The 24,325-nt window shown below is 39.9% G+C and carries 19 protein-coding genes; 9 read left to right on the forward strand and 10 right to left on the reverse strand.

Annotated features, from left to right (window positions below; genetic code table 11):
• Window positions 1–28: 28 nt before the first annotated feature.
• The 4 genes from Q0788_RS09200 to Q0788_RS09215 are packed head-to-tail and all read right to left on the reverse strand — an operon-like array spanning window position 29 to window position 2,589.
• Window positions 29–706, reverse strand: a complete 678-nt coding sequence (locus Q0788_RS09200; RefSeq protein WP_298809888.1) for a hypothetical protein — start codon at window positions 704–706, stop codon at window positions 29–31.
• 27 nt (window positions 707–733) lie between these two features.
• Complete coding sequence (locus Q0788_RS09205; RefSeq protein WP_298809890.1) at window positions 734–1,825, reverse strand: WYL domain-containing protein; 1,092 nt, start codon at window positions 1,823–1,825, stop codon at window positions 734–736.
• Window positions 1,826–1,879: 54 nt separating this feature from the next.
• Window positions 1,880–2,320, reverse strand: a complete 441-nt coding sequence (locus tag Q0788_RS09210; RefSeq protein WP_298809893.1) for a hypothetical protein — start codon at window positions 2,318–2,320, stop codon at window positions 1,880–1,882.
• Between the two features lie 35 nt (window positions 2,321–2,355).
• Entirely contained in the window at window positions 2,356–2,589 is a 234-nt protein-coding gene (locus tag Q0788_RS09215; protein WP_298809896.1) for a hypothetical protein, read from the reverse strand.
• Between the two features lie 331 nt (window positions 2,590–2,920).
• Here Q0788_RS09215 and Q0788_RS09220 point away from each other — a divergent pair, with 331 nt between their 5' ends.
• From Q0788_RS09220 to feaR, 5 genes are all read left to right on the forward strand, one after another.
• Window positions 2,921–4,402 carry a DUF262 domain-containing protein gene (locus Q0788_RS09220; protein WP_298809899.1) on the forward strand — a complete coding sequence of 494 codons (1,482 nt, stop codon included), beginning with the start codon at window positions 2,921–2,923 and terminating at the stop codon, window positions 4,400–4,402.
• A 14-nt stretch (window positions 4,403–4,416) separates the two neighbouring features.
• The gene (locus Q0788_RS09225; protein ID WP_298809902.1) at window positions 4,417–6,672 is read left to right on the forward strand and encodes a DUF262 domain-containing HNH endonuclease family protein; all 2,256 of its coding nucleotides are present in this window, start codon (window positions 4,417–4,419) and stop codon (window positions 6,670–6,672) included.
• Window positions 6,673–6,989: 317 nt separating this feature from the next.
• A complete protein-coding gene (locus Q0788_RS09230; protein WP_298810083.1) occupies window positions 6,990–7,076 on the forward strand; it encodes a DUF45 domain-containing protein in 87 nt (28 codons plus the stop codon).
• Between the two features lie 839 nt (window positions 7,077–7,915).
• Window positions 7,916–9,532 carry a GMC family oxidoreductase gene (locus Q0788_RS09235; protein WP_298809904.1) on the forward strand — a complete coding sequence of 539 codons (1,617 nt, stop codon included), beginning with the start codon at window positions 7,916–7,918 and terminating at the stop codon, window positions 9,530–9,532.
• A 267-nt stretch (window positions 9,533–9,799) separates the two neighbouring features.
• Entirely contained in the window at window positions 9,800–10,726 is a 927-nt protein-coding gene (gene feaR, locus Q0788_RS09240; protein WP_298809908.1) for a transcriptional regulator FeaR, read from the forward strand.
• Window positions 10,727–10,730: 4 nt separating this feature from the next.
• Here the strand turns inward: feaR and Q0788_RS09245 are convergent, their stop codons facing one another.
• From Q0788_RS09245 to Q0788_RS09255, 3 genes are all read right to left on the reverse strand, one after another.
• Complete coding sequence (locus Q0788_RS09245; RefSeq protein ID WP_298809910.1) at window positions 10,731–11,810, reverse strand: FUSC family protein; 1,080 nt, start codon at window positions 11,808–11,810, stop codon at window positions 10,731–10,733.
• Between the two features lie 257 nt (window positions 11,811–12,067).
• Window positions 12,068–13,453, reverse strand: a complete 1,386-nt coding sequence (locus Q0788_RS09250) for an APC family permease (protein WP_298809914.1) — start codon at window positions 13,451–13,453, stop codon at window positions 12,068–12,070.
• 134 nt (window positions 13,454–13,587) lie between these two features.
• A complete protein-coding gene (locus Q0788_RS09255; protein WP_298809919.1) occupies window positions 13,588–15,012 on the reverse strand; it encodes an aldehyde dehydrogenase family protein in 1,425 nt (474 codons plus the stop codon).
• A gap of 1,755 nt (window positions 15,013–16,767) precedes the next feature.
• On the opposite strand from Q0788_RS09255, the gene Q0788_RS09260 reads away from it, so the two are divergent.
• The 4 genes from Q0788_RS09260 to Q0788_RS09275 all read left to right on the forward strand — a co-directional run bounded on the left by Q0788_RS09260 (window position 16,768) and on the right by Q0788_RS09275 (window position 21,027).
• Complete coding sequence (locus tag Q0788_RS09260) at window positions 16,768–17,568, forward strand: AraC family transcriptional regulator (protein ID WP_298809922.1); 801 nt, start codon at window positions 16,768–16,770, stop codon at window positions 17,566–17,568.
• 378 nt (window positions 17,569–17,946) lie between these two features.
• The gene (locus Q0788_RS09265; protein WP_298809924.1) at window positions 17,947–19,095 is read left to right on the forward strand and encodes a tyramine oxidase subunit B; all 1,149 of its coding nucleotides are present in this window, start codon (window positions 17,947–17,949) and stop codon (window positions 19,093–19,095) included.
• Between the two features lie 156 nt (window positions 19,096–19,251).
• Window positions 19,252–19,677, forward strand: a complete 426-nt coding sequence (locus Q0788_RS09270; protein ID WP_298809927.1) for a Rid family hydrolase — start codon at window positions 19,252–19,254, stop codon at window positions 19,675–19,677.
• A gap of 51 nt (window positions 19,678–19,728) precedes the next feature.
• On the forward strand, window positions 19,729–21,027 hold the full coding sequence (locus Q0788_RS09275; RefSeq protein ID WP_298809929.1) for an FAD-binding oxidoreductase: 1,299 nt from the start codon (window positions 19,729–19,731) through the stop codon (window positions 21,025–21,027).
• Between the two features lie 346 nt (window positions 21,028–21,373).
• Here the strand turns inward: Q0788_RS09275 and Q0788_RS09280 are convergent, their stop codons facing one another.
• The 3 genes from Q0788_RS09280 to Q0788_RS09290 are packed head-to-tail and all read right to left on the reverse strand — an operon-like array spanning window position 21,374 to window position 24,262.
• Window positions 21,374–22,663, reverse strand: coding sequence for a TRAP transporter large permease (locus Q0788_RS09280; RefSeq protein ID WP_298809934.1), 1,290 nt, complete (start codon window positions 22,661–22,663; stop codon window positions 21,374–21,376).
• Window positions 22,660–23,187 (reverse strand): TRAP transporter small permease, encoded by a 528-nt coding sequence (locus Q0788_RS09285; RefSeq protein WP_298809937.1) that lies wholly within the window; start codon window positions 23,185–23,187, stop codon window positions 22,660–22,662. Before Q0788_RS09285 ends, Q0788_RS09280 begins: the two co-directional genes overlap by 4 nt.
• A gap of 16 nt (window positions 23,188–23,203) precedes the next feature.
• On the reverse strand, window positions 23,204–24,262 hold the full coding sequence (locus Q0788_RS09290; RefSeq protein WP_298809942.1) for a TRAP transporter substrate-binding protein: 1,059 nt from the start codon (window positions 24,260–24,262) through the stop codon (window positions 23,204–23,206).
• Between the last annotated feature and the right edge of the window lie 63 nt (window positions 24,263–24,325).

Raw genomic sequence — 24,325 nt, forward strand, 5'->3', positions numbered from 1 at the left:
GCTCAAACCATGTATAGTCAATACTAGGCTAACCTGTCACATATATCGCTCCCATCCAGAAATGGTCAGGTTTATCAATCATCCTATTGCCGTAAAACACTTCTACATCATCAGCAATCCAACTTTCAACAGCAGTTGTGATACTAAAAAACTCATCAAGAGATAACTTATGATCGCTTTCAATATCAAGCAACATATACTGGATACTAAGACCTTCAGGAATTTGATTGAGTAGAGGATTAACGGCATTTTTTACTTGTTCTGAGTCTGGCTTACCGGTTACACTATTCTGTATAAATTTAGCAATCTTTTCAGACCCGCACGATCTTTTGATATCATTAACATCTATACCAAACTTATCGCGATCAGATAGTATCGATTCAAATACAGTTGTTACCTGCCCAACCTCATCCGCTTTGCAAATAATAATACCGTCTATAACCTCGAACCTATCGATACATTTACCTGTGGTTTGTAGCGCAAACAATGTGTCCAAACCTGTTTGTTGTTTTAACGCTAGCAATAGCTGTTCATTCCAGCCATCTTCGATAACAATAAACCCAACCTCAGACAAACGATAGCTATCTGATTGTGACCTATATAAAGTAGCTAAAGGTATGGGCTCTATCTGAAGCTCATCATTATGTTCTTTTCTAATGTTGTTCTTTATAGTCTGCTTATCTTCAAAAATACTATCTACTGTCATACTCGGCTCTTCCTTAAAGTAAAATCATCAATTACGGTTATAAAGCTGCATCCCACTTTCTAGGCGCTCGAGAATAACTGTCTTTAACTCTAATGGTTCAATGACGAAGGACAATTGCGACATACTTACCAGCCAATCTTGCAAACGAGTCGTATTAGCAACTGTAGCGCTGACTTGACGCCAAGTGTCGTCGATAATCGTAATCTTCTGATCTATTGATAATGGACGCTCATAAAGATGCTGACAGGCATATTTCTGTACTTTTAAAACCAAGTTGATTTCAACATTTTTACCAAACTCTAGCTTGCCCAGCTCCTGTAAGCTATCTAATGTAAAAATGTCACGCCCTACCCAGTCAGGTATTAGCTTATCTATGACTAGTGCCTCGGTAATACGATTGACCGCAAAGTTGCGATGCTCCTCTAGCAATACGTCATCATCGATATGATCATCAGCAGAATTAAAGCCAGTGAGATAGATCATATTGTCAATAAAGATCAGTCCTTTGGGATACACCACTCTTTGAGTTGGTTTTTCTTCCCATTTATTTTGATAGCGTATTCGTAATTGACGATTCTGTAGCAGAGCCTGATGAATACTTTCAAGCACATCACTATCAAGCGTTGGTGCTTGCACGATACTAGGCAAGGTGATGAGATGGTCTTTCCATTGCCCTAGCGGACTTTGATGAAAGTTATCCTTATCTCGGCGACGTAATTGAGTGAGCTTGTCTGTGATTTCTTGTTTAAAAGATACTGGTAAGTAGTTTGCGGTATATTTATCCAGCATCTCCCAAAAAAACACGATTTGCTCGTTAATAACATCGATGCTAAAGCTGGGTTCAATATAGAAGCGTGCGGTTTGACCTCTGATTTTTTCTCCCCATCTAGGTACTCGAACCAGAGCATCACTATAGAAAATATCGTTAAAGGTTTGGTTTAAGCCAATCAGATCGTTCTCTAAATTTTTACGCTCACTTGTATAATTGTCATCATTATCACCATAGTTTTGCATAAGCTCTGTTAATGACATAGCATCAGCTTCACTACGAGGCAAACATTGATATAAAGCAAATAGGCGTGCTGACTTTGTATAGCTGGCGATTGGATGTGCAGGCATAGTATTTACTCTATTAGACTGATGAAATAATCAACTCATTATTAAAATACAGGCTCAATCAAAACGAACCAATATTGCGGTGCCATTGTCATAAGCATTGCCATTGGAATTATAAACTTGGTTCTTGAGATTGATTAGCCAATCTTGCAAATCAGTTTCAGCACTGACAAGTTGCCATTCATGACTCGTCACTAAGTCATGGATACCATCCGTACAAACCAAGATACAGTCGCCGCTATTAATATCAATCTCGCAAGAGCTGCCTTCTGGTGCTTCAGTGCTTGTATGACTGTCATCAGCTGTCAATACAAAGCATTCAGTAATGCTATATAGACTCCCTACCATACCTTCTCGGTTATAATCAGAAAATGCTGCTTGCCGACCTTGCTCTTGTGCCTGTTGGTCAATAAGTTCGTTTAGCAAGTTATGATCTCGAGTCAGGCACTGCCACTGTGACGCACCTTTAGGCAGCCAGTACACACGGCTATCATCCACATGCATTATCGTTGACTTTATGGTTCCATCACCATTTAACTCACAGGCAACCATCGCGAGCGTTGCCGCCGCACCATGACGCTTAGCTGAATGCTTGGTTGATTAATCAGCTGATGAATATCATCTGAAGTAATACTCTTCTGATTACCCCATAACCGTCTGATTGCTTTTACCATCGCCTTTGAGCAGCCCTGTGAGTGATTAGAGCTTGCGACACCATCAGACACTGCTAAACAAAATGTTGCTACAACTGGTGTCACTGCCATCATACCTAAGTCTTTTTGATACCAATTATCTAAAAAGAAAAGGCGTCTTGCTGCAGGCTATTACTGGTATTACCTTGGAAGGTAATTGCGCTAGCTTGGGTGATAGATAGAGTTTCTTTTGAAAGAAAATTATTTGAAGAAGCAATCATGATGGTAGGCCTATATGTTTATCATAAAAGCCAGTATAGAGGACAACTTGTAAATTTATTTTATAGGTTGCCCTCTATACTAGACTAGTAACGACAAATATCTTACTTCAACAAATGAAAATTAGGTTATTTAAAGAACTAATGTTTATTATATAATTCTGTAAATTTAAGGATAATTACTAATTATGAGTGAATCAATAACGCTCCAGAACAGAACGATAATCTCAGTAAAGCAGTTACTGAGTGAATGTCTACTGACTATCCCTGAGTATCAGCGCCCTTACAAATGGAATCAGCACAATATCGCAAGCTTATTCAATGATATTAAGATGCAATGTGACAAGCCAGCCTATCGCCTTGGCACTATCGTGCTTCATAAGTCTAAAGATAAAGATGATAAAGACGTACTCAATATTGTCGATGGCCAACAGCGCACCCTAACGCTAATGCTCACCGTCATGGCGATTATCAAAAACTATCATCCTGATAATTCAACCAAACCTAAAGAAGTAAAAGCTATCGGAAAAATATTAGGCGAACTATCTAATACCGTACCAGCTTTAGCTAAAAAACAAGAGTTTGCTAGCGATATATCCATCTACAATTTGCATTCAAATTTTCAAGAGATAATACGCATTATCAGCCGTGGTGAGCTAAGTATTGAACATATTGATTTTCTGCTAAATCAGTGTGAGGTGGTCATCTTTATATTGGAAGATGAATCAGAAGCCTTTCAGTTTTTTGATTCACAGAACTCCCGCGGTAAAGAGCTGTATCCGCATGATTTACTCAAAGCATTTCATTTACGTGAGTTTAGTGCCTATGATGAACGGCTCAACCCAAATATTAAAGCGCAAACTGTCGCTCATTGGGAAAGCTTAGCAGATGACGAATTGCACAGGCTGTTTAGTCAGCATTTATTTAGGATTAAACGCTGGATAGATCATAAACCAGCCCGCAACTTTACCAGTCGTCATGTAGATATTTTTAAAGGGGTGTCTCTACATAAACAAAATTTACCGCACTATGCAAAAGCTATGATGATCACGCATCATTTTATCGATGATTATAATAGCAATATACACCGTCATATTGATGCTCAAGCAATGAACTACCCATTTCAGCTAGACCAAAAAATAGTCAACGGTCGTCGTTTTTTTGAAATGGTTGAATATTACGATACGCTTATTGAACGCACTAAAAAGATTGATATAGCACATACCTCAGAGAATAAAGACAACCATTCCTATGCAACTATCTATAACCAAACCTTGAATGAACGAGCATCGAAGATTGTTAAGATATTAGATATTTATAGTGATAAGTGGCGTCAGGGTGACAAATATACTCGCAACTTATTTGATAATACTTTGATCTACTATATTGATAAATTTGGTATGCAAGACTTATCACAGGTTATAGAGATCATGTTTATTTGGGCATACAAAATACGCCTAAGACAATTTGCGGTAAAACTCGCAACGATGGACAATCATGCAGTTGACGGTATGTTATTCAAACGTATCAAAGACGCTACATTGCCTAAAGAAGTATGGATCGCTGGTGTTCAACCTCTAAGAGGCAATGACATAAAAGAGTCTAATAAAAAAACTGATAACGACATATACCAATTATTTGATCACCTCAACTATTTGACTGATAAATAGAGAAAAATAAAATTATGAAAAACTATAATCCGAGCGCAACCGAGCAAGTGATACTACTAACACCAAAGGGGCTGCTTAACGGCACCGAGCACTATCTAATTCCGATGTATCAGCGTAATTATGCTTGGGGCAATAGTGAGATTGAACAGCTTATTGTCGATATTATGGACGCTCAAATTGATGCGAAAAATTCAAAGGAACATAAGAACTATTATCTAGGTACACTGGTAGTATTTGAAAGACCACAACTATCTTCAAAACGTACAGTGTTTGAAGTTATTGACGGTCAACAACGCTTTACTACTCTGAGCTTATTAATCATATATCTAAAGAATTACTTTACAACTATAGATAGCGACTATGATATGTCATGGTATACAGAACAAAACATTGAGTTTGAAAGCCGTCCGAAATCTACTCAGACGTTAGAGTTACTACTGAATGACAATCTAGAAACCTATGAGCACCTTCATGAAGCTAAGCTAAATCCCGTTATTATCAACGGCTATACGTCTATTAGAGAAGTAATGGAAAGTAAATTTTTTTCCCCTAATAATGATAACCAACAACCCACTACAACCCTTCAAGAGTTTTGTGATTATCTATTTCAATATGTACAGATTGCTCGTGTACCTGTGCCTGACGAAACGGATTTAAATCATTATTTCGAAGTTATGAATAACCGAGGTGAGCAATTAGAGAAGCATGAAATTATTAAAGCACGTTTGTTGTCAGTCATTGAAAAGGCAAACGAAAGTGAGATAGCGCTTGCGGACAAACAACCAGTTAAAGCTTTGATTCATGATGTTTGGGAAGCCTGTGCCAATATGAATAAATACGTACAGTATGGCTTCAATACTACTTTACGCTTTAAGTTGTTTTCAGAGAATTTAACTCTTTTGCGGCCTAAAGATTTTGATGAACTGCTTAGGATATATAAAGACTCTGATAATCCGAACTATTCCCAGCCAGATAATGAACAGTATTCTGACTGTAACAATGATGCTCAAAACAATAAATTGAAGCCACTTCCTTCTCTTTTCCACATCCTTGAAAATGGTTTTGCCAGTCCACCTAACCCTAGCAATACCGCGGATAAAGAAGAAGATGACGGTAATAGTGAGACTTACTATAGCTTAGTGAATTTCTCAAGCTTTCTTTTACATGCTTTGAGAATCATGGTTAACGTGCAGTCCTCATATAAAAAAGACATCGCACTTGATGACAAACAGCTGCTAACCCAGTTTGAAACCTTTATCTTAAAACCATCCAACTTAGAAAATGCTCACACTTCAAATACTGAGCAAAGTATAGAAACTAACAATCAGATAACGCCTTTGTCTCAAGTAAAGACCTTTATATACTCATTACTTAAAAGCAAATTTATCTTTGATCACTTTATAATAAAGCGCAACACTCAAGACAGTAAAGGACAATGGACGCTTAATAAGCTAATCAAGAATGAAGATAAAAAAAACAGCTACTACAAAAATAGCTTTGAGACTGACACTGACAAACTAGTGATGTTGCAAAGTGCTTTTCATGTCTCAACTCCTACTACGAACTATAAGCACTGGCTTAATGCCGTTTTATATTATGCTTGTAAGCATTATAAACATGATGAAATGGGGCTTAATAGCGTAGCGTATCTTGACTATTTAGAAGAGATAGCTCGCGCCTTTATGTTAAAGCGTTATTTGACTGATGAACCTGATGATTACCATAAAATCATTTATCAAACCTCAGACTTCAATAAGCTATTGACTGAACATACCCATGACAACTTGAGTACTGATAATCTACGTATACAAATTAAGCAGTATCTCAGGTATGGCAATATCCGCAACATTTTTGTATTTAATTATTTAGATTATCTGCTTTGGTTAAACGGTAACTATCCTAAGTTTACCTTTACCGCTAGAAGCTCTGTAGAACACTTTTATCCGCAAAATAAGCGAAACGACAGTATATTTTTGGAAGATAAAGACGCAAAAGATTCACTGTTGCACTCTTTTGGTAATTTATGTTTGATTAGCCATAGCCTTAATTCACGTGTGAGTAATGATATGCCTGATGTTAAGGTAAAGTATTTCTCACAAAATGGAAATATGCAAAGTGGGCAAATCGATAGCTTAAAGCTACTGAAAATGATTGATTGCATACAAGGTAAACCAGATGCGTGGGATAAAAAAATAATTGCTCAGCATGAAACTGAAATGTTAAATATTATGCTGCAAGGGCTAAATTTAGCAGGTGTATCTTATGAGTAACGTGGACGATATAGAAATATTCACTCAAAACCGTGTCATACGCTTTTTTACCGATACGCTAGGCTATCGCTATCTATGCAACTGGCAGTAAAAACATAGAGCGCGACACCTTGGAGCAATGGTTGAAAAAGTACGATTTTAGTATGCCCTGATCACACATGCTATCAGTATCTTGAAAAAGGCAACCTTTTTAAGAAGTGGCATCAAGCTTGACCTCTGCTGTCAAATCTGTAGACATTAACTTGAGAGATTTTAATCAATAAATAGTCTGGTCTGGTCAGATCGATGGGACTGTCTGTGGCTAGCAAGTACAAAAGATGAAAGCTAAATGGGGTAGCTGCAATATTGAGCAATGGCGAATATTACTTAATCTTGAATTGGCTAAAAAGCCCTTCCCGGTTTAGAGTATATTATCGTGCATGAGTTATTACACTTTAAGGAACGATAGCACAACGATAGATTTAAAGCATTATTAGATACACACATATCTGACTGGAGATCGAGACGTGACTTACTTGATCGGTTGCCTGTAGGTCAAAATGACTGGCAACAGCGAGAGTAGTATCTTATTGTCTGATCAGATATATAGATTCGCTACTTTTAAGCTAGATATAGGCTGGCTTGAGATTTGTCAGATGCCAACCACCTCATTAGTGCGGTTATAAGAATATCAATATCATAAATTCATATACGATGTGACTGATTTTTATAGAAGTAAAAAAGGTTGCCAACACTATATTGTGCATAGTGTTAGCAACCTTTCTTTAATTGGTATTTTACTTAGGTGATGTGCTTAATATTGGGGTTTGAAAGACCTCACAACCTACCAGTTGTGAGGTCTTTTCATGTCTCATCGCATCATAACATTGCATCACTTACGATCCCTTTTCATACAAGATACCGAATATCTGGCATCAATACTTACGCCAATCCACTCATACCTTTAGGTCTTCCAAACTCATTCAAGATATAAGCGTAATTCCCCACTCTCAAAATACAAAAAACCCTTTCAATCTTTAGATTTCATAGCTTGAAAGGATTTATCTATTCCATTTTTATCTAGGTAAACGTCTTAATGTTGGGGTTTGAATGCTACAACCACTTGTTGAATAGTATTTTACAGAGTCTATAAAGATTAATGATATGGCAAGAAATGCTCTATTTATGGCACGAGTTGTCAAGCGACCATGAATTGTATCTGCGTATAATCATGAGACACCCATGGTAATACAAGGATAAGTATATGGCAGCTTCTGAGTTTGATTATATTATTACAGGTGCAGGATCAGCAGGTTGTGCCATTGCCGCGCGATTGATTCAGGCAAATATAGGTACGGTGTTGTTGCTAGAAGCCGGCCCCAAGGACAGCAGTTTGTTTCATAAAATTCCAGCCACTGTGCTTCAGGTCTTCCAAAAAAAATCTTGGGCATACACCACCCTACCTCAAAAAGAATGTAATAACCGTGAAATGCTGATTGCTCAGGGCAAAGTGCTTGGCGGTGGTAGTTCTGTCAATGGCATGATTTATATTCGCGGTCAAAAAGAAGACTATGACGATTGGAAAAACCACTGGGGATGCGATGGTTGGGGTTATGATGATGTTCTACCATTTTTCAAAAACGCCGAAGCCAATGAAAGCTTGGGTGATAAATACCACGGCGAAACAGGCGCGGTTCCCGTTAGTGAAAACAGATATCGCCACCCCTTAACACAGGCTTGTATTCGAGCATGCCAGCAAATGGGCTTGCCTTATACCAATGATTTTAATGGCGCCTCACAAGAAGGTGTTGGCTTTTATCAAACAACGACTAAAAATGGCGAACGTGCAAGTACCTCTAAAACCTATTTAGAATCGGTTAAAAACAGCCCTAACTTAACCGTACTGACAGAGGCCTTAGTACACAAAGTCACAATACAAGATAATGTCGCGTCTGGTGTTGAATACTCTGTCAAAGGGGGTCAAACAATAACTGCTAAAGCCCGACAAGAAGTAATTATCTCATCGGGTGCATTTGGTAGTCCTAAAATATTATTGCTTTCTGGTATAGGCCCTAAAGCACATCTTGATGAAATGGGTATTGAGGTCAAAGCAGATCTTCCTGTTGGTGAAAACTTCCACGACCATCAACACATGTCAATCAACGCGACAACCAAAGAAGACATTAGTATTTTTGGTCAAGACAAAGGCCTATCTGCTATCAAACACATGCTTCAATGGCTGTCTTCTCGCTCAGGGTTAATGACGAGTAATATTTTAGAAGGTGGCGCGTTTATCGATAGTGAAAACGTGGGGCGACCAGATATTCAGTTTCATTTTTTACCTTTATTAGACAATTTTGATAATACCCCTGGAGAAAAACCAGAGGCTGAAGGTCATGGCGTGTCTATCAAAGTGGGCCACTTAAGGTCAAAATCACGAGGTACGGTTCGCTTAAAGTCAACCAATCCTAACGATTTGGTCGAAATTGATGCGCAAATACTATCGCACCCAGACGATTTAAAAAATCAGATACGGGCGGTGCAAACCGCTTTAAAGGCGATGCAACAGCCAGCATTAAAGCATATTATTAAAAAAGTGGTTGAGCCTAATAATATCGCTATCGATGACTATGAAGGGCTTAAAACATTCGTTCGAGAAAACATCAAAACAGTTTATCACCCAGGAGGTACCTGCAAAATGAGCACAAACCCTAATGATGCGGTAACCGATTTAGCGCTCAAGGTGCATGGTGTGAAAAACCTTCGCGTTATTGATTTATCTATTTGTCCCCAACTGCCTAGTGGCAATACCAATGCGGTGGCGATGATGATTGGCGAGCGCGGTGCTGACTTTATTATTCATGAGGCGTCAAAAGAGTAATTGTTGTCTGCCCGATATTAGCGAAACAGATAGAACGTTGATACTAAGAGTGCTAGCAAAGATACATGAGTTGTAACCATCAAAATAAAGAAGCACTCAGGCCAAGCCGCTAATATCGGGGTATTTACCAAAAAACTTTTATCAAATAACACTTACCCATAAACGTAATTATTATTTATTTTACTTTTCAACTAATTATCTTCTCATTATGCTATTTTTAATGATATGAAAATATCTTTTGAATTCTTCGGTGCATAGGAGAGGTAGATGTTAAGTTTAGAACGTTGGGAGCAGTCCCTTCAGTATATTCGCGGTGATTTTTGTACTCAACCACATAGCTATACCACTTTTTTTGGTGAGATTAAGTCAAGCAATTATGACGGGTTAGAAGTTGCCTACATAGAAACCAATGCTCAAAAAATAGATCACGTATTCAGTTCACTTAAAGAAAACAGACACTACTTTGTGGTTTGGCAACAAAAAGGGGCAATGGTTTTTTCACATGCCCAGCACGAACAAATTTTGTTGCAGCCTGATGAAATCATACTGGTTGATCCTGCTGCTAGCTATAGCATGTACCCTCAAGGTTTAGTACAACAGCTGGTGGTTCACATACCAAGGTGTGAATGGAACAATATTGGAATAAACCACAAAGCGCTCTTTTCTAAACTGTCACCACATCAAACCAGTACCAAAGTCTTGTTAACCATCTTAAAACAATTGGCGTATGCACCACCCTCTCAGCACAATGGCGAAGGCCAAGCAATACAGCAGGCCATTCGTGCTTTAATCCAGCCAAGCATTGATGATAAAAGTACTGATACTGCGTCCTCATTAAAAAGGATAGTGCAGCAACATATTTTACGACTGCTTTCCGATCCAGATTTATGCCCCGAACGATTAGCAGAAGAGATGAAAATGTCAAAGCGCTCGCTTTATCGGCTTTTTGCGGAAGACAATATCAGTATTGCCCGTCTTATCTTAAATACGCGGATTGAGCAATGCTGTAGAGAATTGATTGAATCAGCTAAGTTAAATCAGCCGCTGTCGTTAACTGAGGTGGCTTTTCGTTGGGGGTTTTCTGACACCTCTCAATTTTCTCGTTCTTTTAAACGTATTAAAGGAGTGTCGCCTAGTGTATGGCGCGAATCCCAATTAGTGCCCTACAGTGAGTTGCATCCACACCAAATGTGATTTATTACCCAAACCGAACTACTAGCCATTGTTCTAGCCGTTGTATTGGTTTACGTAGCACAGTTGAATGCATCGCTATACCACCACTTAATCCTATCACGCAGCCTAAAGCAGTATCGATCAAACGCGCTTGGATAACCGATTGATAGTTTTGGACGGAGGCTGGCAAGTCGCTGCCATATTCAGCAATAAATATTGTTAGTGGTGTAATAAATACTACTGCTAGTCCATAATGTCGATCAATCAGTGACTCAATGCATAGCATCATTACAAATATAATAATTGCAACCTCCCACATAAGTAAATCAAACGATAGCAGCCAAGTCGCTAGACCTACACCAACCACAGTACCTAGTAGTCGGTGTAACTGTTTGATCCACATGGTACGCAACTGAATACCTTGAATAATAATAAAGCAACTGACAGAGGCCCAATAAGGATAAGGCATATTTAGTAAGACAGCCACTAATAAGGCTAGACTGACAAACCCTGTCACTATAATACTCTCGCTGATAATATCTGGCTTATAGCTATAATGTGGAGCTTGCAGCGTCTGCCTAGTTGCCAATAAAAATAACGAATACAGCAATGCCATGATCATAGAAAACCCACTGCCAAGCATCACTAACCCACTGGCTGACAGTAGCTCAGTTAAAGGTATCGGTATAAATAATGCGATAGCACCCGCCATCATTACAAACAATCCTGCAGGTGGCTGCTGCTGATAATAGCGACCGAGCCCTACAATACCGAAGGCCATTATTGTAAATACTGGTAGCTTAAGTATAGGGACTTGCTGAGCGATTGCGCCAAGCGCAAAACATAGCGACATAGCAAAACCCCATGCCATTATAGTGACAAGACGGTATGCAAGCGACCCTACTAGTGGCAAATTAAGTATAATCATTGCCCCTAGTGAAGCCTTCACGCCTGAAGATAAAGCATCGAAATAAGCGCCAATAAATACTGGAAAACTAATAGCAATAGCGCTGACAATAGGTAGATGCCATGGCCTGCGACTTTGAGTCACAGTAAGTAAGTGCTTAATGTCATTCCGTAGCAAGCGCTTAATAGTAGTTAGCAAAACGTTGCTCCTTTATTTTCTTTTTTATGATTAGCAATCGTGCTATAGCCAAATTTATATAAATACGATTATTGGGCGTAAACCCCATCGGCTAGTCAGTTCTAATATTAGTGAAAAAGGTTACCAACACTATGCTTAGCATAATATTAGTAACCTTTCTTATTTGATTTTTACTTTAGTAAGATAACAATTACTGATGTTTAATCTTAAGTCTTTCTTATTAAACTTACTGGTTAGTTGATATTGCTAATATTGCTTTACGAATCTGTCTCTATAGCATCAGCCTCAAACAGACCTTTTTTCATATAGAACTTAACCCAAAGTGCCGCAATAATACTAATAATTAATAACATTCCTCCAAAGATTTGGAAAATCATTGCAGTCATCTCTGGTGCAGGTGAACTATTAATAATGATGTACACCATAGCAACGATACCCAGTATTTGCGGAACAGGATAAAACGGCGTGCGATATGGGCGTGAATGATTGGGTATACGGCGGCGCAAAACGATGACATCAATATGCGCAATAATATAAGCCAGTAGATAACTGATGGTTGCTGCAATGACCATTGGAATGACCGAATCAATAGAAAGTCCTAAAAAAGGAATACAGATAAACACTGTCATTACTACTATTGCAAGCCAAGGTGCTCCAAAACGGTTAACGGTTTTAAAGACTGGGAGCGTCTGCTTTTGCTCAGCCATACCATGTAGCATACGTGGGATTGCAGCTAAAATAGTGTTGGCGCTACTAAAAGTGGCAGCCAATGCCATAACTGTCGCAATTAACAAACCTGCCGTTCCAAATAATGACATGGCATAGTCAACATAAGGGACATTTGATTCGAGGATCGTCTCAACGCTTAAAAACTGACTGGCGCCATAAACAAAAATAAGATACATAAAAAAGATAATAGTGACTGAAATATGCATAGACTTTGGAATGTTGCTATTTGGATCTTTGACTTCATTGATCATTGGACATATAAATTCAGCACCTACGAATAACCACATTGCCAAGGCAATAAGACCAATGAAACTACCATTTGTCACGCCAGCCATACCAAAATCTACAGTAGTACCTACTATTTCTGCTGGAGCAGTAAGATGCAAACTTGCAACCAATCCAATTAACAATATCGCTGACACCATAATAACAACGATCAAGTTTTGAACTTTGGCAAAGACATCAATACCTCTGATATTAGTCACACATAAAAATAACAAGATTAGTATCGGTACAACCTTTGCAGGTAGCATGCCTGGTAATAACGCATCAAGCATAGCCTCTACCAAAAACAGCTCTACCGTTACGCCTAATATCCCCACCAAAACATAGCCTGCATATACCGAAACGATAGCGGGAAAGTGACCGATTGCTTTTTGGGTATAAGTGGCCAGTGTTCCCTCTGCTGGAAACATCAGTGATAATTCAGCGAAGCTCATGATATTAAAGTGAGCAATCACCAAAGCGGCAACCATTGCAGCTATAAAAGCGCTGCCTCCGATGCCAATACCCTGTAAGGCAGATATCATAGCTCCTTGAGCCACAACCAAGCCGATACATATTGATATCATAGTCAGCAAACCAATCTTTTTGGCTGCCGCTACACGGGGGCTTGTATTAATAGTTTCTGTCATGATATATAACCTATATGGTCAAGGGCATGTCCACCTAAGACGTAAAGATGCCATTTCGGATGTATCTGACTTCTTGTCAATGTTCAACTTATTTTAGGATAAGACACACGTGAATATAATCTCTAAAATAGAGGTTAAGATTTAGAGGTTTGCATGGTTTGTATAGAGGTAAACTCCTTTAGCCCAGCTTCACCAAATGCGACACCAAATCCTGAATCTTTAACACCACCGAACGGAGCATCAGGTTGTACCATGGCATGATTATTGATCCAAACGGTGCCACACTCTAAACGTGAGCCGATACTCTGTGCTTTTTCGATGTCTGTTGACCAAACTGAACCGCCAAGTCCAACAGAGAGACGGTTAGCACTGGTAATCGCCTCTTCTACATCGCTAAACTTAATAATCGGTAAAATAGGTCCGAACTGTTCTTCATCAACCAAGCGCGCGCCATCTTGAATATTATTCACTAACGTTATTGGATAGAAATAGCCTGTCTCGTCCACCACTTCACCGCCACATAAAAAGTTGGCACCGCGCTCTTTGGCATCTTGAGCAAGCGCTTTGACAATCTCCAGCTGCTTCTCATTTTGTAACGGCCCAAAGTCTGTATCCGCATCAAGTCCATTGCCCGTTTTCATGCTATTTGCTATGTTAGTCATGGCTTCACAAAGCTGCTCGTATACTGCTTCGTGTACATAAAGTCTTTTTAATGCCGCACACGTTTGGCCATTGTTTATAAACGATGTGGCAAAAATCTTACCTGCAATAGCCTCAATATCGGCATCAGCCAATACAATACCGGCATCGTTACCGCCAAGCTCAAGCGTTAAACGCTTTAGGTTTTCAGCAGCGCTTTTCATGATGGCTTTACCTGTTGGGGTTGAGCCGGTAAAAATAATTTTATCAATATCTTTATGCGAAGACATTGCACCGCCAATCTCACCTGCGCCAGCCACTACATTCAAAACACCTTTTGGCAAAATATCTTTGGCAATTTCGCCAAGAAACAAAGTCGTCAACGGTGTCATCTCTGAAGGTTTAATAACGACTGTATTGCCCGTAATCAAAGCAGGAATCATGTGCCAAATACCGATTAGCAATGGATAGTTCCATGGCGTAATAGAACCCACCACGCCGAGTGCCTTACGGTGAATAGCTATGTGTGCGGCGTCGTTGTCTTGAATGGTTTCTGGTGTCAGCTCCATGCTGGCAGTGCTGCGTATCCATGCGAGCGTACCACCAAATTCAAAGCCTGCCCCCAAATCAGCGAAACCATTGATAGGCTTGCCTTGCTCTTTGGTTAACAGGGTTATAAATGCCTCGCTCTTGGCTTCAACGGCATCTGCAAGCTGCATCAATTTATCTCGGCGTTCTGCATAGGTGAGTGCTGACCAAGCAGGAAATGCCGCTTTAGCTGCGGCGACCGCAGTATTTAATTGTTCAACACTGGCTTTTGGACAGCGTGCAACAACTGATTTGTCAGCTGGATTGATAACGTCAAAATAGTCATTCGTTGACACTTTTTCGCCGTCGATAATTAAATTAAATTCTTGCATGGCACTAACCCTTATCGTAAAAATTGTGATGGATGATTTATGTGATTAAAAAATTATGGTTGATAAAAACCCGTCATTTATCGTTAATTTGACGCCTATTAAAAAAACGCTCTAGACATACCATCTGTGAGTATCACCTCATCAATATGTTGTCCATAAGCCACTACCCGTCGACCATGGACAGGTATTAAATTACTGGTTGAAGTTATATGAATCTCTCTGTTTAAGAGCTCATGATCATGGTTTTTAGTATTGATGATATGGCTATTTTTTTGGCCGTTTGAACTGGGAAGCTTGTGTATCATAGATAACGTCCTTGTTGTCTAAAGATAGAATTGAGGGAATGGTATTATTTGCACTAAATCTGATAGCGAGCCAATAGATATTTAATATTAGCGATCTACCAACAAAAATTTGTGATGCTCCAATTGAATCAGCAGCTCGATCAACCTGTATCAAGGATTACTACTGAATATATAAAAATAAACAATAGTTTTGTTTTTATATATTTAAAGATAATTATAGATACCTCTTATTCATACCTATTTTTATCTTTTATCAAATTGGTATATAATGAATATACTAGATAGTTGAACATTCAACAATTATTTTTTTCACTTTATTTTACTTGTCTACAATAGTTGATAATATTTTTTAGGATTATTTCTCGCTTTGATAGCCGGAATAAAAACGTGATAAACCTAAAAAAATGTGAATATATTGAACGATTTTTTGATAAAAATATTGCTGTCGTTAACTCACCGAAAAGGCTGCAAATGAGATTAGTATTACCATTCAACTCCTCTAGATAGAATGAAATACTAGATTTAAAAACAATAAGCCAGTCAGCATTTTTTGTTTTCATATTATTCCTAGTAAACCCTATTGGTTTACACGGTAAGCCACGTTATTAGACATGTTTGCGGAATTAATGTTGTAGACATAATCATTGATATATTGTGTTCATGCTCTATTGCAAATCCTGTATTAATAGCCAGCGTTAGCAAGATTAAACCAGAACCAATATAGTCATTACCTACTGCAGCAAGGCATAACTTGTTTTTGATGAGGTATTCATAGATACAAATCAGAGAATATGGCTTGACTGGTGCAAAGGATTTCTTGTCTCAAATCTAAGTAAGAGACAGGTGATTATTATAAATAATGATAGATTCTGTAAGCACAGATGCAGATGAAAACTACTGAGTAAGGATGGGGCTGGCACTCTTTATGGGTCTGTCTACAATTCCAACTTAAATATTTAGCCATGACAAAGCGGTGTGAAATTTTAGTTTAGTAAATGAGTAGTGCCACATAATACTGATATAAATAAACAACTTTTGTTTACTTTTTGTGGTGATTAGGGACGAGATAGATAATTGGTCTGACATTGATTTTTTCTTTCTAGTCTTAGACTGAGTCTAGGGCGTGTCCTCAATTCAAACGAGTGCTCTCTAAATGGGCTAAAAATAGCTAAATTTTGCCAAACATCGTCAAATAGTTGGTCAATATCTCGATATTATCTGCACTACTTTCCTCGTTTGACGGCAATTTATCTCATTTTTATCACCATTTTTAAAATGAGGACACGCCCTAGTTAGATGTAGATGATAGAAAAGTAAAGCTAACCCTGAATTTGTATAACACAAACTTTTAAAACTGAAAAATACCATTAACCATGTGACAGCTTTTATTTGTTTACATTAAACGTTACTGTACTTTCCATATATGTATGACCATAGATAAGGATATCTCATGAATACACATTTGATTAGACCCATCCAGCCATATTTCATGCTATATGCACAGAATAGTTATCAGAAAAAACAGATCAATCGTGATGGTATCTCACATTTTTATTGTTTTACTTTAGACCAAGCAGCGATGGCGGTTAACGTTGTACCCGATGGCAGTATTGATATTATTATCAAGCTGCATGATGACAAGCCCGAAGCATGGGTATGTGGCAGCTCAAGAATACTAGGCAGCACTTTTATTGAAAAAGAATGTTCTTACTTTGGTGTTCGTTATCAAATCGGTATGATGCCTGATTTTTTATCTATCAAACCAAAGGACATTGTTGATCAGACCGTACCTCTACAAAGTATTTCGCCACTAGCCGCGCAGCTACTTGCAAGGCTTGCTGAGTGTCACACCTTTGAGCAACAGATAACTGCTTTTCAGCAAGTGTGTGTGCATCGCCAGCGCTTAGTAGAATCCTCTGATTTATCACAAACGTTAATCAAACTGATGCTACAGCACCGCGGTAATATCAGCGTTGCTGAGCTAAGCCAACAAAGTGGTTACTCCGTCCGAACTATCAGCAGCTCATTTAACAACTATTACGGTTTGTCGCCAAAAGCATTTAACCTCATTTTGAGATATCAACAAGTATTAGATCAATTGATGCAAAGTAATGGCGAGCGTTTGATAGATCTGGCAACAGATATGGGCTACTCAGATCAGTCTCACTTATGCCGACAATTTAAGCGATACAACGGCCAAGGTCCAAAAGAATTTCAGAATATTTTAAAACAGTATAGTTACAAAGCCTAACCACTGCTTCACTCCTCCACTTAAGCTATTTTGAATGTTCACGGTACTGTTTACATCGTGATTTTTATCTGAATACCCTTTTGCACTCTTTTTTCTTTATTTTGCCTTTTTTGCATCATGTAAGACTATTTATTCTGTTTGAGCTTTGCTTTGCAAAGTCATCACACTGACTACCCCTAAGCCCTTATTTTAGAGGTTTTTTTAAACCTGTCGCCATACATCTCCTTACACTAACTTCTCGTTGTTTTGTCCTGTTACTCTGAAGAAAGCCATCTTATATTTATGCGCTACTTCCGATTTGTTCTATGCATGGTTTTTATAATATGTAAATATTAAATGGTCACCAACATTACAGACCAATAAGGACATAAAGACACCATGACAAAGGAAAATGTGAGTACCCAGATAGATTTTATCTACCTATCAGAACCAGACATGATCGCTGCTGGTGTGACCGATATGGCACAGTGCGTAGATACCATGGAAGAGATGTTCATCCTATTACAAAAGGGTGACTATCGTATGGCCGGCCCCAATAGTGACTCTCATGGCGCTATGATTACTTTCCCTGAGGAATCCCCTTTTTCAACCATGCCTAAACCAACAGCAGATCGTCGCTTAATGGCGATGCCAGCTTACCTTGGTGGTGACTTTCAGACTTGCGGTGTGAAATGGTATGGCTCAAACATTGCCAATCGCGAAATAGGCTTACCACGCTCTATTTTGATGTTCACATTGACCGATGTCGTTACTTCAGCGCCATTAGCATACATGTCAGCCAACCTATTATCAGCCTATCGAACAGGTGCAGTCCCTGGTGTAGGCGCACGCCACCTCGCCCGTAAAGATTCAAAAGTGATTGGGCTTTTAGGGCCAGGCGTCATGGGTAAAACAACAGTTGCCTCTTTTATGGCAGCTTGTCCAGACGTTGATACCATTAAAATAAAAGGTCGCGGCCAGGCAAGTTTGGACAGCTTTACGGCATGGCTCGCTGAAACCTTTCCTCAGATTGTTAACGTCCAAATCGTCGACTCTGTTGAAGAGGTCGTTCGAGGATCTGATCTGGTGACTTATTGCAATTCAGGCGAGGTGGGCGATCCATCGACCTACCCAATCGTTAAACGCGAATGGGTGAAACCTGGTGCCTTTTTAGCCATGCCAGCAAGCTGTAGTTTGGATGAAGGCATGAGTGGCAAAGACGTACGTAAAGTCATGGACAGTATCGGTTTGTACACTGCTTGGTACGAAGAAGTGCCTAAACCTGCCCATAACCACATACCATTAGTAGGTATGCGCTTTATGGATATGATTGAACAAGGCTCAATGACCATGGATCAGCTTGAAGATCTTGGTGAAATTGTTGCTGGTGTCACCCCTGCTCGCCAAAATGATGAAGAAATCGTGGTGATGTCTGTTGGTGGTATGCCAGTTGAAGATGTGGCTTGGGCCACCGTCGTATATCGTAACGCGATCGAAAAAGGTATTGGTGTGAAACTCAACTTATGGGATACCCCAGTACTACGTTAAACAACACGCTTTAATAATAGCTGACTAAAATCCTTCGACCAAAATACATTGATAAGTGCTTATAACACGGCAATGTGATTATTTTAGTCAGTTATCTATTTATCATCCCTATATTTATAAAACATCCATCCACTAACATCAAATAAGAGAACTCACATGACAAAAGTTACCAAATTAAAAACAGGTTCAGTATTAGAAGAAAAAAGCAGTTATTCACGCTTGGTTTGTGTCGACAACCTGATTTTTGTGTCTAATACGGCAGGCCGTTGTCCAGAAACCAAAGAGATTGCTGAAGACTTAGAAGAACAAACGCTACAAGTATTCGCCAATATCGAACGTGCACTTAACGCGGTAGACTCGTCATTAGCTGACGTTGTCATGACACGTGTATTTATTCAAGACCCCAAAGATGCCATGGTTGTTATGGGAATCTTTGGTGAAAAATTCAAAGGTGTTGATCCTGCCACTACTGTCAGCTGCCCACCACTAAGCTCTAGTGTTTACAAAGTAGAAATAGAAGTAACAGCATATAAAGGCGCATCAACTGCAGAAAACGTGACCATTAACATTGGTCAACAATAAGCCACCTGCACAGGCCGTATATAACATTAATCAGCAAGGAGTACGGTTCCAATGGCACCTATCATAAAACCAATTGTCAATCTTGCAACTGAATTGCCAAAGAAAACGACAGTTGTCATTATTGGTGGCGGTATTGTTGGATTAACTGCCGCGTTAACCCTTACCGAGCGAGGCGTACCAGTAGTAGTACTAGAAAAAGGCCGTTTTGTTGGTGAGCAGTCGTCACGTAATCTAGGCTGGGTACGTAAAACGAGCCGTGCCGAAAATGATGTGCCACTAGCAGTAGAGTCCGATAGATTGTGGGCTGGTATGAATGAGCGTGTTGGTGCTGATGTGGGTTATCGCCAATCAGGTATTATGTTTTTAGGCAAAACTGACACTGATATAGCAGGGTACGAGAATTGGTTAAAATCAATCGATCATTTGAAGCTTGGCTCAAAGCTACTCACACCAAGCCAAATAGATGAGCTAGTACCCAATGGTATCGGTGATTGGAAAGGTGCTCTATATACACCATCTGATGGTCGTGCCGAACCCGAACTTGCTGCCAGTGCTATTGCCAATGCTGCCCAAAGAAAAGGCGCGATATTGATTGAAAATTGTTCGGCACGCACATTAATGACAACAGCAGGCCGTGTCTCAGGTGTGATTACAGAGCATGGTGAGATTCAATGCGACAATGTATTACTGGCTTCTGGTGCGTGGTCACGTCGTTTCTTAGGTAATATGGGAATACACTTCCCTACACTACCTTTGTTTTTGTCAGTATTTAAAACCAAGCCGTTACCGCATATTCCTATCGATATAGCAGTAGGCGCGCCTAATTTTTCTTTCCGAAAACATATCGATGGTAGTTTTATCATGATGCAACGTGGCGCGTTAGATGCACCATTGACCATTGACCACCTAAAAATTGGCACACAGTTTTTAGGGGCACTTAAACATGGTAAAGACATGATGCATATACGCCTGAACAGTTTTTTTATAGAAGACTGGAAACTGGGTCGCCGCTGGTCAAAAGATGAAATAAGCCCCTTTGAAAAAGTACGGACCTTCAATCCTCCTATTAACCAAAGCTTCAATCAAGACGCGCTGAATAACCTTAGACAAGCTTGGCCTGTTTTTCAAGATGCTGAGATTGAAAATGAATGGGGCGGTGCTATTGACGTGACACCTGATTCTAACCCAGTCATTGCTAATATAGATGCAGTGCCAGGATTGACCGTTGCCATTGGCTTTAGTGGTCATGGTTTTGGCACCTCGCCTGCCGCAGGACAATTGGCTGCCGATTTAGTGATGGGTACGACGCCTTTGATTGATCCGGCGCCTTATCGATTCTCACGTTTTTAGTTTTTCACTTTTTAATACCATTGATATGGCCAGTTCAAGATAATTGGGATACAAGGAAGCCGAGTGAAAGTACTACACATAGCAGGCCAAGTGAAAACTGACACCGTATCTAATCTGCCAGTAACTGACTATATTCTAAAAAATTGACTAAAAAGGACACCTATAGTTGTCCTTTTTTAACCCATTGCTAAGAAAATCGCGGCGATTCGCATCGTTCTATGTGCTTCGCCTAAGTATCTCAAATATAATGGTACGCCTTTTATTTTTTCAAGAAACAAAAAAAGGCCATATTGTTATAGTAACAATATGGCCTTTGGATACAACCCTTACTGCCTGACTATATCTGTTAGCTCAACAACACTAAAGATACTGCAGGGAAAGCGACTAAGATTACCAGTCGAATCACATCAGACACAATAAAAGGCATAACCCCTTTGAACATCTCAGAAAGTTTGATATGCGGCGCCATCGCCTTAATCACAAAGATATTCATTCCCATCGGCGGTGTAATCAGACCAAGCTCCACCGTCAACACAGCAACAATACCAAACCAAACCGGATCAAACCCTAACGCCACAATGATTGGATAAACGACTGGAATGGTAATCACTAGCATCGCTAAGGCATCCATAAACAACCCAAGCAAAAAGTACATGATGAGAATGCAGATAAGAACCACCATGGGACTCACTGCTAGCGTACCAATCCAATTTGCGAGTGTATAAGACAAGCGCGATACTGAGATAAAGTAACCCAAAGCTTCGGCACCCAGTAGCATAAAAAATACTACCGCCGATAACGCAAGCGTCTCAATGAGTGATTGCTTCAGTCCTTTCATACGCATGCCTTTGGCAAACGCATAAGCCCAAGACACAAATGCGCCCACTGCCGCGCCTTCTGTTGGCGTAAATAAGCCAAAGAAGATACCTGCAATAATCACGATAAAGATAAAGCTAAAGGGTATAAGTCCGGTTAGTGATAATAGCTTGGCTTTCCAAGAAGTGGACTCACCGCGACGTGCCAAATGCGGCTTCCAACGTACCATAATCATCACGGTGATTGAATACATCACCATGCCAAGCATTCCAGGCAAAAAGCCAGCAATAAACATATCGCCAACTGACTGCTGGGTTAAAATGGCATAAACCAGCAAGGCAATACTGGGTGGAATCATAATACCTAACGTGCCACCAGCGGCTAAAATACCACAGGCAAAGCCGGGTTGATAACCGTATTTCTCCATTTGCGGTAAGGCAACTTTGGTCATAGTAGAGGCAGTCGCCAGTGAAGAACCAGAAATAGAGGCAAAGATACCAGATGACCCAATACCGGCAATACCGAGACTCCCCCTAACCCCGCCAAATATAGTTCTAGTGGCATCAAAAAGCTTACCTGCCATACCAGAATGCGTGGCAAACACCCCCATCAACACAAACAATGGAATCGCACTAAAGTCATACTTGGCTAATACATCTACTGGAATGTCTTTAAGCATTTGTACCGCAGCGCTTGGCGCAGTCACTGCACCAAAACCCACCAGACCAACTCCTAACATCGCGAGCGCTACAGGCACTCGTACAATGACCAGCAATATCATAGTAATTAAACCAATCGCACCGATAATTTCTGGACTCATGCGCCTGTCTCCTCAGCGTCAAAGAACTCGCCTGTTTTAAAGATATTGATGGATTCGATTAAAGAGCGAATGGCGAGTAATAGACTTAAGAAGGCACTAAAGGCATAAATAGGCATCATAGATACTCGAAGGTCTTGAGTGACCTTACCGTACTCTATAGCATCGAAAGCACTCTCATAAAGCCCCCACGCAAACACAATACCTAGGATAAAAAAGCCCACCATAAAGCAGCCCATCATGTAGCCTTTGATGGACTGAGGCATTTTCTGGGTGAATACATCAACAATGATTTGAGAGCGTTCGACAAAAGAGGCAAAAGCGGCCAATAATGCGAACATCATGAAATAAGAGACAATTTCGACACTGCCCTTGACGGTAAATCCAAACTCACCACCTGTGAGTTTGAATAGATAACGGGCGGTTACGTCTAGCATGGTTGTAAGCACAATAATAATAAGACTGAGACCCCCAATAAATTGACACAGTCTTGAGATAAAATTACTGGTTTTCACCAGGTATTCCATAGGTAGCTCCTCTAAGTTAGACTTTACAGGCAGCGCTAGCCGCTTGGGTTTTTTGGTAAACATCTTGCGCGTCATGACCGAGCTTAGTCACATCATCAAGATATTGTTGTGTACCTTCTAATAGAATGCCTTTCCATGCGGGATTATTAAGAGGATCTGGAATATCTGTTACTTCTTGACCTAATGCTTTGGCGTTTTTCAGTGCGATTTGATCTTCCTTATCCAATACTTCACCCACTTTTTTTGCCATGGCCATGCCTGAGTTATCATCAATCACACTTTTTAAGTCATCAGGTAAGCTGTCATACTTTTGCTTATTCATCGTTACCAATGCCGCCGAACTATAAAAAGGGATATTGGTATGATATTTCACCAGCTCATCAATTTTAAACGTTTCAACCGCACCCCAAGGTAAGCTTAGACCATCAATAACACCGCGCTGTAACGATGTATAAATATCATTAGAAGGCAAACCTATAGGCGATGCACTCATATTTTCCATAAGGCTGGCCGCCACTACCGAGGGATGGCGCATACGCAGGCCTTTCATATCTTCAGGTTTTTTAATAGGTTTAGTGGTTGTATGCAATACACCTGGGCCTGCACCATAGGCAAATAGTAAGTGCGAGTCTTCGTATTCACTAGCAATGGTGCCGTTGTCATATAGTGTTTGTACGATGCAGCCCATTTGTGTCGCAGAATTAGAAAGCCCTGGCAGCTCTGCTATTTGAGTCAGAGGAAAGCGACCACTGGTAAAACCATGCGCTTGAGAGCCGATATCGACAATGCCTTTGACCGTGGCATCATAGGTTGCGCCTGGTTCGCTGAGCGTGGCTGAGGGGTACAGCTCAACTTTTAGGCGACCATTAGAATCAGCTTCTATCTTTTTAGCCCAAGGTTCAAATATCTCTGTGTTCATGTTTGAGGTAGCAGGCCAATAATATGAAAACCGTAGGGTCGTCGTGTCTTGAGAGTTCGTAGACGAGCCATCGGCATTGGTATCTGCTTGGTTAGAACAACCAAGCAAACCAACCGTTGCGAGTATTGTCATTGAAAAAAATGAAGCCAATTTCATTGCTGAATCCTTTCGTTGATAATGTGAGGTCATGTTAAAAAAACGATGACACTAAGCCTGATG

The sequence above is a fragment of the uncultured Psychrobacter sp. genome (genome assembly GCF_947500265.1).
Classification (GTDB): Bacteria; Pseudomonadota; Gammaproteobacteria; order Pseudomonadales; family Moraxellaceae; genus Psychrobacter.